The organism is Chloroflexota bacterium, assembly GCA_034717495.1.
Taxonomy (GTDB): domain Bacteria; phylum Chloroflexota; class Anaerolineae; order JAAEKA01; family JAAEKA01; genus JAYELL01.
On the sequence record JAYELL010000057.1, the window covers coordinates 106459 to 123084 of the forward strand.

14 protein-coding genes are annotated in these 16626 nt (G+C 58.1%); 12 read left to right on the forward strand and 2 right to left on the reverse strand.

Translation table 11 applies throughout. The features are described 5' to 3' along the window. Positions 1-21: 21 nt before the first annotated feature. The 3 genes from U9R25_11435 to U9R25_11445 all read left to right on the forward strand — a co-directional run bounded on the left by U9R25_11435 (position 22) and on the right by U9R25_11445 (position 2888). The gene (locus U9R25_11435; GenBank protein ID MEA3336515.1) at positions 22-735 is read left to right on the forward strand and encodes a hypothetical protein; all 714 of its coding nucleotides are present in this window, start codon (positions 22-24) and stop codon (positions 733-735) included. Between the two features lie 162 nt (positions 736-897). Beyond that, the gene (locus U9R25_11440) at positions 898-2190 is read left to right on the forward strand and encodes a sensor histidine kinase (GenBank protein MEA3336516.1); all 1293 of its coding nucleotides are present in this window, start codon (positions 898-900) and stop codon (positions 2188-2190) included. Further along, positions 2187-2888 carry a response regulator transcription factor gene (locus tag U9R25_11445; GenBank protein ID MEA3336517.1) on the forward strand — a complete coding sequence of 234 codons (702 nt, stop codon included), beginning with the start codon at positions 2187-2189 and terminating at the stop codon, positions 2886-2888. The genes U9R25_11440 and U9R25_11445 overlap by 4 nt, the downstream gene beginning before the upstream one ends. Before the next feature lie 14 nt (positions 2889-2902). Here U9R25_11445 and U9R25_11450 read toward each other — a convergent pair whose 3' ends face one another. Then, positions 2903-3454, reverse strand: a complete 552-nt coding sequence (locus U9R25_11450) for a hypothetical protein (protein ID MEA3336518.1) — start codon at positions 3452-3454, stop codon at positions 2903-2905. A gap of 341 nt (positions 3455-3795) precedes the next feature. On the opposite strand from U9R25_11450, the gene U9R25_11455 reads away from it, so the two are divergent. Continuing rightward, positions 3796-4794, forward strand: a complete 999-nt coding sequence (locus tag U9R25_11455) for an META domain-containing protein (GenBank protein ID MEA3336519.1) — start codon at positions 3796-3798, stop codon at positions 4792-4794. Positions 4795-4844: 50 nt separating this feature from the next. Here U9R25_11455 and U9R25_11460 read toward each other — a convergent pair whose 3' ends face one another. Then, complete coding sequence (locus U9R25_11460) at positions 4845-6359, reverse strand: alpha/beta fold hydrolase (protein MEA3336520.1); 1515 nt, start codon at positions 6357-6359, stop codon at positions 4845-4847. 513 nt (positions 6360-6872) lie between these two features. Here U9R25_11460 and U9R25_11465 point away from each other — a divergent pair. From U9R25_11465 to U9R25_11500, 8 genes are all read left to right on the forward strand, one after another. After that, positions 6873-7889, forward strand: coding sequence for a MoxR family ATPase (locus U9R25_11465; GenBank protein MEA3336521.1), 1017 nt, complete (start codon positions 6873-6875; stop codon positions 7887-7889). Positions 7890-7991: 102 nt separating this feature from the next. Continuing rightward, a complete protein-coding gene (locus U9R25_11470; protein MEA3336522.1) occupies positions 7992-8879 on the forward strand; it encodes a DUF58 domain-containing protein in 888 nt (295 codons plus the stop codon). 52 nt (positions 8880-8931) lie between these two features. Next, on the forward strand, positions 8932-9915 hold the full coding sequence (locus U9R25_11475) for a hypothetical protein (GenBank protein ID MEA3336523.1): 984 nt from the start codon (positions 8932-8934) through the stop codon (positions 9913-9915). Next, positions 9912-10943, forward strand: coding sequence for a VWA domain-containing protein (locus U9R25_11480; protein ID MEA3336524.1), 1032 nt, complete (start codon positions 9912-9914; stop codon positions 10941-10943). The genes U9R25_11475 and U9R25_11480 overlap by 4 nt, the downstream gene beginning before the upstream one ends. After that, positions 10940-12010 carry a VWA domain-containing protein gene (locus U9R25_11485; protein ID MEA3336525.1) on the forward strand — a complete coding sequence of 357 codons (1071 nt, stop codon included), beginning with the start codon at positions 10940-10942 and terminating at the stop codon, positions 12008-12010. Before U9R25_11480 ends, U9R25_11485 begins: the two co-directional genes overlap by 4 nt. Before the next feature lie 68 nt (positions 12011-12078). Further along, positions 12079-13038: a tetratricopeptide repeat protein gene (locus U9R25_11490; protein MEA3336526.1), complete on the forward strand. Its 960-nt coding sequence runs from the start codon at positions 12079-12081 to the stop codon at positions 13036-13038. 77 nt (positions 13039-13115) lie between these two features. Continuing rightward, the gene (locus tag U9R25_11495) at positions 13116-14453 is read left to right on the forward strand and encodes a hypothetical protein (GenBank protein ID MEA3336527.1); all 1338 of its coding nucleotides are present in this window, start codon (positions 13116-13118) and stop codon (positions 14451-14453) included. A 287-nt stretch (positions 14454-14740) separates the two neighbouring features. Continuing rightward, positions 14741-16615 carry a BatD family protein gene (locus tag U9R25_11500; protein ID MEA3336528.1) on the forward strand — a complete coding sequence of 625 codons (1875 nt, stop codon included), beginning with the start codon at positions 14741-14743 and terminating at the stop codon, positions 16613-16615. Positions 16616-16626 lie beyond the last annotated feature (11 nt).

A 16626-nucleotide genomic window follows, 5' to 3' on the forward strand; every position in this document is an offset into this window, starting at 1 on the left:
TTTGCTGCGGCAGGTGCCCACATGCGTTTCCTGTTTTTGATACTTGCTCCTGCGGTGGTGCTGCTCTTTGTCGCATCAGTACTTGTGGGGCTGCCACTGCCCGCACCATTTCCCGACGCGGGCAGCCAGGATCGAAACCTCCTGGCTGCCGTGGCCGTCGGGGTACTTGGTATCGCCTATCTCGTTTGGCTGACGGTGTATGCTGTGGTTTCCTTTCGCCAGGCAGGCCAGGCACTGGATCCCGCGTTGACTTCCCGGGGGTTGACGGCCCAGTCTCACCTGGGATTCGGCCGGAAGTATCACGGGCGGATCCGCGATCGCCAGGTTGCCATGAGCTATTTTCCGGCCAGGGGATTGCGGCGGGCGCTTCTGGATATGGCTGCGACAGCATCCATCCAGGGGAGAGCTGCAATTGGTGAGCGAAGGCCGCTGCTGGACTGCGCTAACTGTCCGCCAGTGCCGATCGAAGGGGGAGATATGGGCGAGCTACAGGTTTTCTCCGAGGACCCTGCGTGGATACAGCGGTTTCTGGCGGAGCAGGAGCATCGACAGGAGATTCTGCGATTGTTAGGCGATCAACAGGGTGCGGGATTTAGAGAGTTGTACCTGCAGCCTGGCAGGATCTGGCTGCGCGGCCATCCCACACCTCAGGTCACTGCAAGCCAGGTGACTCAGTGGCTGGACGATCTGCTGGCGCTGGCGGAGTTGTTGGAGCGACAGAGCGGCAGAAACTGAATGCTGCCAGTCACATCTGCAAGTGACCCCAGGCACTGTCGCCCGGGGTTTCTTTCTGTTAGGCTCAAGGCATCTCATTTGAATTCACCTTAACCTTCGGGTATGATATGGAGCAATGCAAGAGAGATCGTGTTCGATACACTTACACACAGGTTGAGCCTGATGAGCGATTCTCCAACGGATAGGATGGCTCGCCAAAATGACGATGACCTGGCGCCCGGCGTTCTGCAGGTGCTTCAATTGACGGTCACGTTGAGATTCCTGGTCTTTGTGTTGGGAGGGCTTATGTTTGGCCCTCGCTTGCTTTTTGACCACATTGGCGTTCTGGCACCCTTGGCACTGTTTGATTCCCTGGTTCTTTTGGTCCTGGTTTTCTGGCCCGTACCCCGGCGCTGGCTCGGGAAATGGTTCCTGCCTATCGTGCTGGCCTGGTTTTTATTGGCTCCCTTGATTCAGCAGATGGCATTTCATCTGTGGTTGGACCCGTCGGTGGTGGGACGGTTCAGCTTCCGCGGTATCCTGAGTCCGACGTTCATGTTGTTGTGGCTCACGATTCCGGTTGTGCTGATTGCCCGACAATATGGGAGACGGGGTTTCTGGATCGCCATGGCTTGCCTGCTTGCCGTCGATTTGGTGATATTGTGGCTGGGCTTTCATGATCCGGAGGCGCGCTTTGATCTGCTCTTCGCCGGTAGCACACAGCTGATTTCTGTCTTCATTCTGGGCCTGGTTGTCACATGGCTGGTCGAGGCGCAGCAGGCCGAACAGCGTGCTCTGGAGGAAGCCAACAGGAAATTGGCCCAACGGGCAGCAACCATTGAGCAGTTGGCCGAGAGCCGGGAACGAAACCGGTTGGCTCGAGATCTGCATGATACACTGGCTCACGCCATGTCCGGTCTCGGCGTGCAATTGCAGGCCCTCGAAACACTGATGGTGCACGATCCTGACGCCGCGTTGGTCCAACTGCACCAGGTCCAGGCTATCGCCAAAAGCGGCATGCAGGAATCTCGCAGGGCCATCGATTCCCTTCGAGCCACACCCCTTGAGGACCTGGGCCTGTCCGAGGCGCTGCGCCAGCTATGCCGGCGCCAGGCGGAGCGCACCGGCATCAGCATAACCTGCAAGATAGCGGAGGCCGAGGCCCTCGACCCGCTTACTGAGCAGACCTTCTATCGGGTGGCAGAGGCCGCGCTGGCTAATATCGACCAGCATTCGGCGGCCAGCAATGCCACTGTCGATCTCGGTATCATCGACGACGGTAGCCGGCTGCGACTGGTGATCCAGGACGATGGTGTCGGTTTTGACGTGAACAAGGTGGCCCAGGATCGTTATGGCCTTTCCGGGATGGCAGAGCGGGCCGCTCTGGTCGGCGTAAATCTGGCGATCGACAGTGCCCCGCAACAGGGTACTACAGTCTCGTTGGAGACCGACCTGGCAGGAGGCGATCCTCGATGACAAACGATTCATCCTCGACTATCCGCGTTCTCATCACGGACGACCAGGACATCGTGCGCCAGGGGTTGAGTGTCATCTTGCGCCATGCCGACGGCATCAAGGTCGCCGGACAGGCAGCTGACGGGCAGGAAACATTGGATATGGTGCCGGCGCTGGAACCGGATGTCGTATTGATGGACCTGAAGATGCCTCGCCTGAATGGTATTCATGCCACCCGTGAGATCACCCGCAGCTATCCCGGCGTCAGAGTCGTTGTGCTTACGACTTACGACGGGGATGAGTGGGTTTTTGATGCCATCAGGGCGGGCGCCAGTGGCTATCTGTTGAAGGATAGCGACGGCGATGAAATCGTGGCGGCTATTCGAGGGGTGGTTGAGGGGGAAGTGCGCATTGATCCAGCGGTGGCGGGCAAGGTGCTGGAGGAGTTCAGCCGCCTTTCGGACCAGAGTCCGGCAGCGCGCGCAACGGCGCGCCGGGAGGATCCGCTGCTGGAGGAACTTACCGAACGCGAACAGGCAATCCTTCAGCTGCTGGCTCAGGGCAAAAGCAACAGGGAAATCGCCGAGGAACTCTATCTGGCCGAGGGCACGGTCAAGAACTATGTGAGTACCATCATCAGCAAACTACAGGCCAACGACCGTACCCAGGCAGCTATTTTGGCCCTCAAACGAGGGCTGGCTACTCTGGAAGACGAATGACACTTGCTGCTGATCTAATGGGTAGCGGCGGGCGAACCTGCTGACAACTGCTCCACACCGGGCAGCAGCTCCATGGGCCGTATCTCGGAGCAGACGTTCACCTGAGTGGCGTTTTCGCTCTTCATTATGCCTTCGACCTTCTCAGGTTTGTCGGTCGTCACTATCAGTTCGGGATTCCCCGCTACTATGCCTTCGCGCAGATTTTGGATATCCTCTTCGGCGTCAGAACGCCCTTTGACTGCACCCATAAACAGGCCGTTGCCGCCGCCGATCAGGAGAAAAACCAACAATGTTCCCATGGCAAAGGCAGGCGAGGCATCCGTGGCCGCCATGGTGCCCAGGCCCGCCATCAGACCAAAGACGCCAAACACGAACGTGGACAGCATGGTGAAGGAAACCATCGTCGATCGTGTTTTGTCTCTGGGGGTGCATTCCACCAGATCCTCTCTGGGCGTGGTACGGTCCTGAAGGCTGAAATCTTCCTCGGGCAGGCCAGTTGCTCTCAGTCTGACTATTCCATTCTCTGCGCTGGCTCGGTCTGGAAACAGTCCAATTACCCACTTCATAAGAACTCTCCTCAAAATGCCTTGGAGAAGACAACTCCGACATCTGACAGGTTAACCATCTTTTCGCGTACGCGTACAAGTATAACGAGAATTGGGCTGACAGTGAAATCTTCCCAGGGCCTTCTTCCATGGGCGGCCCGAACAAACTACGAAACATCGACCTTGTCGGTGTCATGCTGACGCAAAGCGTGCCGAAGTACTTCCACAGTTGTTTCCTGTGCTGATTGTAGCACAACTTTTGCATTTGCGGGTAGCCATGCTATCATATCTGCCAACCCATCATCGTCCTTGATGATCGTATTCTGTTTTGGGGATCCACCCGCTCCCGGAGGAAGGTCACCATGGGTCGCATGCACTATTCAAAAGCTGTCAGCGTGGCAATTCTTATCCTGGTTTTTCTCTTGATCCTGTCCGCCTGCGGATCGCCCCCGGATCCAACACCCGAACCCACCGAGCCCAGCGGCGCCTCGCCGGTTGATGACCAGATATCGATCGTGCCCCTTTGGGAATTGCTCGGGTTCGACAATGAAGGTCAATACACCGAGGTATTGGCGGGCACCACGGTAACAGCCGTCTTTGGCAAGGATGGATCGCTGACCGGTACCACGGGCTGCAATACCTATACGGCCACCTACGTGGCTGATGAGGAACATTTGGTCATCGGAGACGCAGCGGCGACCGAAATGGGCTGTCTTGAACCGCAAGGAATCATGGTTCAGGAGAGCCGCTATCTGGCACTGCTTCCCTTGGTGGTATTCTTCGAGATTCAGGATGAGCAGCTTGTCCTCAGCAACGCCGACCGGGCCAGGATCCTGGTGTACCGGGCTTCCGAACCGCAGTCTCAGGAGCTCGAAGGCCAGCCGCAATTGCTGACCGTGGATTCCCTGGCCAACATGACCTATATGTCCAGCTGGACTGTTACAGGTGAAGCACCTCTGGAGAATGGGGTGTATCGAGGTGAAGGGGTCGAGGGAACCGGTGGTGAGGTCGTTGTGACACTCACCGAGGATATCGCCTATTTCGGGCTTGCTGATGGGGAAGAGGCCGCGTCGCCTATTCTCAAAACATCCACCTCGTCCGGGCACGATATCTATGATCTGGCGCTGGTGACGACCCAGGACGGCGAGGCAGCCAATATTTCAACCACCACGCTGGGTGAAGATGTGGTGATCAATGGCATCATGATGGACAAGGGTGCCATTGCCGTGGACATGATCCAGCATGGTCCCGAGGATGACCCCTGTTGTCCCACCGAGCGGGTGATCCGAACCTACGTGGTGCGGCGAGGGGAGTTGGTTGAAGGATCCACGACCGTCATTGGCACGGTGGAGTCCCAGTGATTAAACCCGAGGTGCAAGGTACCTGGAAGTGCCTCGCACCTGACACCTGACTATCGGTTTTCCAACAGCCAGCTACTGATTGACTCCAGGAAGCCGGGTACCAGATCCGTCTTGAGCATTGGATATTCGTTGACACTGCCGGTGACAGCATCCTGGAAGAGGTGGTTGGCGGTCGGCAGCACCTGGATGGTGACAGCGCTGTTGCCAGCCTGATCAAGGGCGGCCTGGAGTGCCGACGTGTTCTGTGTCGCATCGACCTGCGTGTCCAATTCGCCATAGAGGCCCAGAACAGGCACGGTTACCTGTGCCCAGTCCCGGGCTGGATCGTAGCTCAGGAAAAACTGATACCACGGGCTCTGGAATGCCTGCATTTGAGCAGCGGTTTGTTGGGCAACGACCGCTTCCAGGTTGCCCAGGGTCGCTCTCTGTTCTTCAGGCAGTGCCTGCAACTGTTCCGTTGTAATTTTCTCAAGGACCGTTTGCAGTGTCGGCCAGTCCTGTGCGACTACCAGATCCAGCACCTCGCGCTGAAGACCGGCGGACTCCGCGGCATCTTCCTGGCTGCCGCCGGCGGCGAGCACCGCTCGCTCTACCTGCTTGACGATGGTCTCGTATCCATCGACCGCTGTCCCTGCCATGGAAATCACATTGTGGATCTGGGGGTTGCGCGCGGCGATCATGGCAGCGATCAAACCCCCTTCGCTGTGGCCCAGGAGACCGATCTGGTCGTTGCTGATCTCCTCCCGGCCCAGCAGATAGGCCAGCGCCGCTTCTGCATCCCCGGCGAAATCGGCCGACGTGGCCAGCGTGGGATCCCCGGTTGAATCGCCCACCCCGCGGTCGTCGTAGCGCAGCACGGCAATGCCCTGGCGAGTCAGGTGATCGGCGATCTCCTGGAAGGGTTTGTAGCCGGGGGCCAGGGGGATCTCCTCGTCGCGATTCTGCTGGCCACTGCCGGAAATGAGGATCATGGCCGGGAACGGGCCTCCTTCCGATGGCAACGTCAAGGTGCCTGCCAGCGAGATGTCGTCGTTCCCGAAGACCACCTCTTCCTCGAGGTAGGGCAGCGGGTCCTGAGAGACCGGCTCCGGGCGGGCCAACTCGAAGTCGCCCTCGACTCCGGCCTGGGTGAAACTGCCCTCGATGGTGCCATCTGGCTGGACCGCGCCGTCGAACACAGCCAACCGGGGGCCGTCGAGCATTTCGAAGTGGAGGGTGGAATCGCCGGCCTGGATGCTGTGCAGCGGGATCCCGCTGGCACCCTGCGCCGGGATATCGATCGTGCCCTCAATCGTACCGCTATCCTCGCCGAAGTTGACAAGGATCTCCAGGCCCAAGCCGGGCAAAACGATTTTTCCCTGCCATTGGCCTGCGATGGCAGCCGGCGGGTCGGTTGTTTCAGGCATGCTTTCCTCGGATGGCGCCTCGGTAGGCAGCGTTTCGGGAGTTGGTGTCTCTTCTGTTGCAGGTGCCGGTGCCGGGGGGGCACACCCACTGGCAATCAATCCAATGACCAGAACCAAGCTGACAAGGCCGGAAAGTTTCATGTGTCGTTGCTTTTTCATCTTTAATCCACCAGGAAGAGTCGCTGCCACGTTTCGTGCTTCGTTGGTACCTTAAAAAAAAGATCAGCGTGAATCTGCGCCGAAGGTCTGCGTAATCAGCGTTCCTCTGGCTTGTCTGGGTTAGGGTATCGATTCGAAACGATGATCACCAGATATTCTACTTCATTCTGTAAACCGGGGCAATTCGCGGCGTCACTCCCCTCCCTTAAGATTCCCTTAAGATAAAAACAAACTTCTTTTAAGGCCCCGGTAGCCTCCAGGCGGTATACTGAAAGAAAAATCCAGGCGTTTCTGCACTGGAATCGTTTTCGGTGTCCCTGAATCCTGACAAGCTATCCAAACGCGGCACTTATCCGACAATGATTATCTGTTGCCAGCGAAGGGCGATCGTTTCGCCACAGCCTGGCAACGTTTTTCCAACGACCTTTCGAACAACTGACAAAAAACCTGCACTTCCAAGGGAGTCCAACCATGAACTTTCCTACTTTTCGCAATGAAACTGCCACCGTGGCCATGCCACAGAACGGCACCAGTGGCCTGAACGACGCGGCAGTCCGTGAACTGAATAGCCAGGTGAAAGAACAGGCCGTATTCCTTCAGGACCTGCTGACCGAGATCAACAAAGTTATGGTGGGCCAGGAAGCGCTGGTGGAGCGAGTACTCATAGCGCTGCTCGCCGATGGACATATCCTCCTCGAAGGTGTGCCAGGCCTGGCCAAGACACTGCTGGTCAAAACGGTGGCCCAGGCCATTCAGGGAGATTTCGCCCGAATTCAATTTACGCCCGACCTGCTGCCCGCCGACCTGATCGGCACGCAGATCTACAACCCGCGCACCAGTGAATTCAGCGTCCATACCGGGCCTATCTTTTCCAACCTGATCCTGGCGGACGAGATCAACCGCGCGCCGGCCAAGGTGCAGAGTGCCCTGCTGGAGGCCATGCAGGAGCGCCAGGTCACTATTGGCGATGAGACGTTCAAGATGGACGATCTTTTCCTGGTCCTGGCGACCCAGAACCCCATCGAGCAGGAGGGTACCTATCCCCTGCCGGAGGCCCAGGTCGATCGTTTCATGCTCAAGGTGAAGGTGGACTATCCCAACCGGAACGAGGAGCGCCTGATCATCGATCGTATGACCGGCGCTACCTTGCCCACTGTTCACCCGGTGGTTGATCCACAGGATATCCTTCGGGCCCGCCAGATGGTGCGCCAGATCTACGTAGACGAGAAGATCAAGGACTATGTCCTGGACCTGGTTCTTGTCACTCGTAATCCTGGCAGCAATGGTCTGAGTGACCTGAATACCCTGATCGCCTTCGGCGCGTCACCCCGGGCAAGCATCAACATGGTTCATGCCGCGCGGGCTCATGCTTTCCTGCAGGGACGTGGCTTTGTCATCCCTGAGGATATCAAACAGATCGCACCCGATATCCTGCGTCACCGCATCATCACCACGTATGAGGCCGAGGCGGAGGACATCTCCAGCGACCACATTGTGCGTCGTATCCTTGACCACACCGACGTACCGTAGGTCCAGGAATGTTAAGGTTGCCAGCGATGGACGATGTTCCTGTGGAAGCAAAGGTCGTTCATCGTTTAGCCTTTTCTGTCAACGATTGACTGGGAGTTGGTCATGATATCCAACGAATTGATGAAAAAGATCCGTCGCATCGAGATCAAGACCCGCCGATTGGTCGACGATAGCTATGCTGGCGAATACCATTCGATATTTAAGGGCCGCGGCATCGAGTTCGATGAAGTGCGGCCCTATCAGATCGGCGACGAGATTCGCACCATCGACTGGAACGTGACAGCTCGAACCGGAGAGCCCTATGTGAAGCGCTACGTCGAGGAGCGCGAGCTAACCGTGATGCTGGTGGTGGACGCCAGTGCTTCCCAGAGTTTCGGTTCCGTGGAACGCTTCAAAAGGGAGTTGGCAGCCGAATTGACAGCGGTACTCTCCTTTGCGGCGACCACCAACAACGACAAGGTTGGTCTGCTCATTTTCACCGACCAGGTCGAGCTCTTTATCCCGCCACGCAAGGGACGAAAGCATGTGCTGAGGTTGATCCGCGAACTGCTGGCTTTCAAGCCCGAGGGCACCGGCACCGATATCAAGCTGGCTCTCGATACGGTCAACCGTTTGCTCAAGCGGCGAGGTATCATTTTCCTGGTCTCTGACTTCATGGCCGACCCGGAGGCCTATCGCCGCACGCTGGCCATTACCAATCGGCGCCACGACCTCATCGCCGTGGATCTGCACGATCCGCTGGACGATAAGATCGGCAATGTTGGCCTTTTGGCACTGGAAGACCCGGAAACAGGGGATATCCTCTGGGTGGACACTGGAAGCAAGACCTGGCGCAATGCCTTTCAGCAGCGCATGGTTCGCCGGCAGTTGGGTAAAACCCGAGCCTTGCGACAGGCTGGGGTGGATCGGATCGATGTGAGCACTGACCTGGATTATGCCGTGCCGCTGACGGCCTTTTTCAAAGACCGTTCCCGCCGAATACGTCGCTGAGAGACGGCTAAACCCGCGACCCGTGATGCGTGTCGTCAAATAGGACCGACCTATGAACAAGAAACTGTTTTTCATACCACTGCTCGTCATACTGCTGGTACTGGCAGTTACAGGACCGGCCATGGCGCAGACAGGTGATTCCATCGATGTCGAACTGAATGTGCCCTCCGGTCAGTTGACGGTGGGTGATCCCATTGAGTTGACGCTGGAAGTTACCCATCCCGCTGGCTATCTGGTCATCATGCCCGAAAAAACGGATGTCTGGGGCGATTTTTCGATTGCCTCCCGATCTATGCCGGTGACCGTCGATAACGGTGATGGCACAGAGACCACCAGTCAACGTATCGATGCTCGACTCTTTGCGCCTGGCGACTTCAGCACGCCTGCCTTACCTTTGACCATCACCGATGGCGCAGGTAATTTGATCGAGGCTAGTGTCGCCCCTGCCTCGGTAACCATAGCTTCGGTCCTGGAGGAGGGTGACACCGCCCTGCGGGACATCAAACCGTTGGCCGACCTCTCGCTGGCGAGCGTGTGGCCCTGGCTGATCGCCGGGATCGCTGTCCTGGCAATGGGCGTCGGATTCTTCCTTTGGTGGCGGCGACGCGGGATTGTTGCCGTCGATAACTGGCTGCCCCACGAGATTGCTTTCGAGGGCCTGGATCATGTGGAGGCGCTGCGCCTGCCCGAAACAGGAAGGTTCAAGGAGCACTATACCCTGGTTTCAGAGATCATTCGGGTTTATATCGAGCGCCGCTACCAGGTACCCATGCTGGAGCGAACCACGTCCGAGATCCGGGCGAGCCTGGCGGGCAGACGGGTGCCCCAGGACATTGCAGGAGAGCTGGTTGACGTCCTGGCCGAGAGTGATCTGGTCAAGTTCTCCAAATTCGACCCAGATGTGGCCGATGCGAGGGAGTTGTTGGGCAAGGCCCGTTTGATCGTGGAGAGGACCATGCCGATGGATGTACCCGAGGAAAGTGGCGGCGAAACCGTTCCCCAACGATCCCACCAGAAACAGGTGGTAGTGGCATGAACTTTCAATTCGCTGCACCCTGGATCCTGGTCTTGTTGCTGGTGATACCTTTGTTCCTTTTGCGCGCCCTGTCCAGTGGAAAGCCTGGCCGGGCAGGGGTTGTCCAGGCACGAAACCGGCCTGCTACCCTCACCCATGCCGCCACCAATCTGGCGCAAGGACTCTCCCGGTCATGGAAGGTGACGTGGCGTCCCTTGACACTGGTGATGCGTCTGGCTGCGATTGCTCTGATGATCGTCGCTCTGGCTCGACCGCAGATGGTGCAGGGCAAGGAAACCATCACCGGTGAGGGCATTGACATTGCTCTGGCGGTGGACATCTCTGGCAGTATGGCATCATTGGATTTCCAGCCCAACAACCGGCTGGAAGCTTCAAAACTGGTGATCGATGATTTTATCGGCGAGCGCCCTTACGACCGTTTGGGTCTGGTGGTGTTTGCCTCCGAAGCATTCAGCCAGGCGCCGCTGACTCTGGACAAAAACGCGCTGCGCCGCTCCCTGGACCAGGTTGAGCTGGCCACCGATCTTGGCATCGATGATGGCACCGCTATCGGGCTTGGCATCGCCAACGCGGCCGGCATGTTGACCAACAGCGAGGCCAAGAGCCAGATCATCATTCTGCTAACCGATGGTGTCAACAACTCGGGTCAGATCGATCCGCTGACGGCGGCTGAGGCTGCCAAGGCCATGGGTATCAAAGTGTATACCGTCGGCGCCGGCCGGCTCGGACAGGTGCCCGTACCGGTTCAGGGTATGTTTGGCAAGGAAATCGTTTATCAGGAAAGCCAACTCGACGAGGAAACCCTGCGCCAGGTAGCCCGGATTACCGGTGGGAAATACTACCGGGCGGAAGATACCTCAGGTCTGAGGGCTATCTATGACGAAATCAACAAACTGGAGAAATCCCAGGTTGAGGTAGAAGTCTACAATCTCTATCAGGAACTGGCAGGTTGGTTGCTGGTGCCCGCGCTGTTCCTGATGTTATCCGAGGTCGTGCTCCGTAATACGATCTTCAGGAGGGTGCCATGACCTTCGCACACCCCCAGTTTCTGATAGCGCTGCTGCTGGTGCCGTTGGCAGGACTCTTCCTGGCCTGGGCCAGCGGGCGTCGCAAGCAGGCGTTGGCGGCACTGGGTAATCCCAGCCTGATCGAGCGTCTCTCATCCAACGTCAACTGGCGCGGACGCCGCTGGCGGACAGCGCTCTGGCTGATCGCCCTCACCCTGTTGATCGTGTCGATTGCCCGCCCCCAGTGGGGCGCCGAGGTGCGAGAGGTGAAGCAAGAGGGCTTGCAGGTGATCGTGGCGCTGGACGTGTCACAGAGTATGCTGGCCGAGGATGTCAAGCCCAACCGGCTTGACCGGGCCAAGCAGGAGATAGCTGATTTAACCGAACGCCTGGAAGGTGACGAGATAGGCCTGGTGCTTTTCTCTGGTGCCAGCTTTCTCCAGGTGCCCTTGACATCGGACTACAACACGGCCTTGAACTATCTGGATAGCGCCGGACCCAAGCTCATCTCGCGGCCGGGCACGGTGATCGGCGATGCCATTCGCACTGCCATGCGTGCCTTCGACGACAAGCTGGACAGCCAGAAGGTACTCGTTGTGATGACCGATGGCGAAGATGTCGAGACCGATCCCATCGTCGCAGCTCAAGAGGCGACCGATGCCAACATATTGATCTATACCATTGGCTTTGGCACCCCGGAAGGTGAGCCAGTTCCGGAGACCGACCGGAATGGCCGGGTCATCGGCTACAGGACCGATGCGCAGGGCAACGTGGCCCTGTCCAGCCTGGACGAAAGCACCCTGCAAGCTGTAGCCAGCACTGGCAATGGCAAGTATTACCGGGCTACGGCCAGCGGACAGGAACTGGATGCCCTGCTGGCGGAGATAGATGGCTTACAGCACGCTCAGTTGGAGAGCCGTCTGGAAACTCGCTACATCGAGCGCTACCAGATATTCCTGGCTCTGGCTTTGCTGGCCCTGGTGGCGGGCGAACTGATCCCGGATCGTCGCCGCGACAAGAGCCGTGCCGCAATGACCGGGCACGCGACATCGACCACCGGCGCGACTGCCGCGCCTCAGACGGGCTGAACCATTCGGGATTGGCTGGTTTTTGTCAGCTTTCCCGAACTGTTGGATACTATCGAAGGAACAGCAAGATGGCACGATTGATACTAATTGTCTCTTCACTGGCTCTGGCGCTGTTGGTTACCGCCTGTGCACCGTCGGCCCAGAAGCTGACCCAGGCGGGCAACGAAGCCTACGCCAGGGAAGCCTACGAAGAGGCGCTGGCTGCTTACCAGTCGGCAACGCAAGAAGCGCCTGAACTGGCCGAACCCTACTACAATGCTGCAAATGCCCTCTATCGGCAGGGCAAGTATGAGGAAGCGCTGGCCGAACTGCAACAAGCCCAGGAACTTGCCGAGGCTGATCTGTTGGCGCACAACAGCCTGTTCAACATGGGCAACAGCTCCTTCAACATGGAGGACTGGCAGGCCGCGGTCGACTCCTATCGCCAGACATTGCTGCGCAATCCTGACGACCAGGACGCCAAATACAACCTGGAGCTGGCGCTTCAGAAGCTGCAGGAACAGGAACAACAGCAGCAGGAGCAGGAACAAGAGCAGGAAAACCAGGAGAATCAGGAAGAGAATCAGGACCAGCAGTCCCAGAACGAAGACGAACAGGAAAACGATCAGTCGCAAGACAGCGATGGCGAGCAGGATCAACAGAATGAGGATCAGTCTGAGGGCGACCAGGAAGCGGAACAAGAAGAACAGTCCGAATCGTCTGAAGGGAACCAGGATCAGCAGGATGAATCCTCTGAGGAAGGTCAGGAAGAGCAGAATCAGGACCAGCAGGGCGAGCCCTCGGATGAAACCAATCAGCAGGATGAGTCATCTAAGGAAGGTGAGGAAGAGCAGGATCAGCAGGACAATCGAAGTGCCGGTCAACCTGAACAGCAGCAAGAAGGAAACAGCCTGGCACCAGGTCAGCGCATGACCCGGGAGCAGGCGGAACAGCTGCTTGCTGCCATCATGCAGAATGGTGAGACGCTGCAGGAAAGGCTGGGGCAATACCTGATGGTCCGTGGCCGCCCGCCGATCCAGGATTGGTAAATCCATCGTAGCGGTTTGATCGAATTCTAACAATAAGAGGTGAAAAAATGCGTTTGTTTGCAAAACTAATCCCCATAATGATTATAGTTACCCTTCTGTTGGGGGCTACCGTTCAGGTGGCAGCAGCAGCCAGTCCGCCGGATAGCGATCCCCGCGAGTATAGCCTGCATTGTGAAGATGGTGTCTGTTCCGTGGAAGTTGATTTTGAGCAGGCATCAGGTCTGGCCAGGTTTGGCACCGGTGCGCTGATGAACTTCATCAAGGATCAGGATCATCTGCTGCCCAGCGGAACCAACATCGAGCTGCAGGACGATCTGATGCTGGCCCTGCCTGTAGGTAATCTGCCCTTGTCCAACGCCGATGTGGCCCTGGAACTGGGCGAGAATAATGAGATCGAACGCCTGCATGGTACTACTGAAGTTTCCTTCCCCAGCCTGGGTATCTTCGATAATATCGAATTTCTCAAGCCGGTCGTGGCCGACATCGGCCTGGAGCGCGGTGAGCACCTGGGATATGTGGATGCCGATCTGTTACCGGAGCGTCAATACCTGATCTTCCGTTTCGGCACTGGCTTTGATATGGAAGCCCGGTTGCCTGGCGCGGATGGCGCTGCCAGGAGCCTGGGCCTGTCGATCCCGGCTGATCAGAACGCCACGCTGGTGATCGATACCGAGGACCCGCTGGTCTACTTGCTTGGCAATCTTTCTATTCGACACAACGGGCCGGTAGCCTTTGTCGACGGGATTTTCGACGAGGGTCTGGCCGATGCTCTGGATGCCCTGCCGCAACGCACAGCGCTACGTGCCGAGGGTGTCCTGACTGACGATTTGGACGAAGCCTACATAGAGTTGGGCGCCGGCCACTCGGTGGATAGCGGCCTGGTAGGGGATTGGCTGAATCTGGATGTGATGCCCATTGCTGTTGAGGGAATGGGCAGGTTGAGCCAGGATGGTCTGTTGGTCCACGGAATCGCCAGCTCCAGCATCGAGCCGGAGGTGGTGTGGGATGGCAATCTGGAATTGGAAGCCTTTATTCCCTTCTCTGAGGATGCTCCCGTGGCCTACGTGATCATCAACGGTGACGCGGCCATACCTGTTGCAAACTCAACTGCCGATGTGACCGCCGAATGGAGTGCGGGCGACCAGCTGGTGATCGTCGGAGTCATCGACTCCCCGTTTGCACAAACGGAAATCACCATGACGCCGTCCGTTGACCTGGACGGAATCGATCCCGCAGCCGCTCCGGCGGCCGTGGCTCGCTTCGTGGGCAATCTGGCTCAGGGCGCCGCAGATGGCGCCGGCCAGGGCTGGGATTGGGTAAGCGGTGCCTCCCAGGGAACCTGGGGTTGGGTCAGCGATAACGCCAGTGATGGATACGCGGCAGTCAGCGGTTTCGTCGAATCCAAGACTGACTGAAGGCGATTACTCACTGGAGTAACGCAGGCAACAATTCGCTTGGAGGACGGCGGACCGCAGACGGCGGTCCGCCGTCACCAAGGCATCGCTCCGACTGCGCAACATCAGTTACTCGGGAAACCAGATCCTTGCAGGCTGTCATCCTTCGCTTTGCTCACCGTCACGCTACGCTAGCAGGCGTGCCGGGAGGCAGCAAGCGCTCCGTGAGGAGGTGCTTGGGAGTGGGCAGGGGCAGCGGGAAACCTGCCCGGTGAAACGGGTTTGAGAGAAACAAAGGAAAAGCGGACGTGTCAAAAACAAAACGTTCTATGATACTTGTTGTTGGCCTTCTTATCCTTGGCCTGGTGGCGATACCAGGCTATGCCCAGGGACCTGATGTCATCACGGCGACGGTGGATCGCACCGATCTCACCACCGATGAGTGGCTGACCCTGACAGTTGCGATAAGTGGCCGGGAAAACAGTGCCGCCCAGCCTTCGCTGCCAGCGCTGGACGGCTTCCAGTTCGCGGGCAGCAGCAGCGGCACTCAGATCAGCATGGTCAACGGGGCCACCTCCTTCCAGACCGTTTACAATTACCGGTTGCGACCAGAGCGGACAGGAACCCTGGTGATAGATCCTGTTACGGTCGTGGTGAATGGACAACCGGTCAGCACCGATCCGATTTCTGTGCAGGTGAGCCAGGGAACGGGACAGGTTCAGCAGCCTGGATCCGCCCGCTCCGCCCTCCCAGGGGGAGGCATGGATCCCTTCGATCTGTTTAACATGGACCCCTTCGATCTGTTGAACTCCTTTGGTGCCGGCGGTATGATGCCTTCCAGGGCCCCGTCGACGGCTTCGCTTCAGTTCGTGCCTGCACCGGCTGAACTGGTCGGGCAGGATTACTACGCCGAGGCTGTCATCGATAATCCCGCGCCCTATCAAGGTGAGCAGGTGACCTACACCGTGCGTTTTTACCGGGCTGTCGAACCCCTGGGTCAGACCAGCTTCGATGCCCCCAGTTTCACCGGTTTCTGGAGCAGTGCCCAGCCCGAACAGCAGGACTTCAGGACGGATGCTGCAGGACGCGCCTACCGGATGACCGAACTGAAGACGATTCTGTTTCCGACGCTGATCGGAGAGACAACCATCGATCCGGCAACCCTGACGGTACCCGGCGGCTTTTCCAACAGGGGACAGACCCTGCAGACGCAGCCAGTAGCGGTCGAGGTACAGGCTTTGCCGGCCGGCGCGCCGGCCGGTTTCCAGGGGGCTGTTGGGAAATTTGGAATCCAGTCCGAGGTAGATCGCACGGAGACTCAGGTTGGCGACGCAATCACCTTGCGTATTACGCTGGCAGGTCAGGGCAATATCGATACTGTTTCCCAGCTGAACTGGCCCGAGTTTGAAGGCTGGCGAGCGTTCAAGAGTGAATCGCAGGTGGACTCCTGGCTCGAGGAAGAAAACCTGGTTGGTGTTCGTGCTTTCGAACGCGTCCTGGTGCCGACCACGGCCGGTAGTTTGAGTTTGCCTGCCATCGATTTCAGCTACTTCGATCTGGATGCCGGAGAATATCGCACAATCAGCACCGACGCGATCGCAGTTGATGTCACGCCCGATGGCAGTGTGGATAACTTTGGGCAGACGCCCGTCATAAGCGGTGGCGCAGGCGAGGCTGTGTTGATAAATAACGATCTTCGCCCCCTGAAGGTGGCAAGCGAAATCGGTGATGGCGCTAATCTTCCTCTGGCCGTTCGGCCAGGTTATTGGCTGCTGTGGATAGTTCCGCTGGCCATGCTGGCCGGGCAGTTCATCTGGCAGAAGCGGGAAAGTAGCATGTTCGCCAATGCAGCAGCGTACCGCAGCCGCAAGGCAGCCACACGGGCACACAAAGCCCTGCAGGACAGCCGGACCGAAAAGATTGGCCGTGACATTGTGGTCGAGCGTATCCTGACGACATATATCGCCGAAAAACTGAACAAGCCGGTCACCGGACTGACCCATGATGAGATCGCTGAACTCCTCCAGGAACAGGGAGTCGATCCGGGCTTGATTGCACGGGTATTGACCTGCCTGGCGGCGGGCGAGACCAGCCGTTATGCGCCTCATAGCGCCATCACGGCCAATGGTGATCTTCCGGCTGAAGCCGATCAATTGATCGATCTCCTGGAACAGGCTCTTTAGGCGAGGAGAGG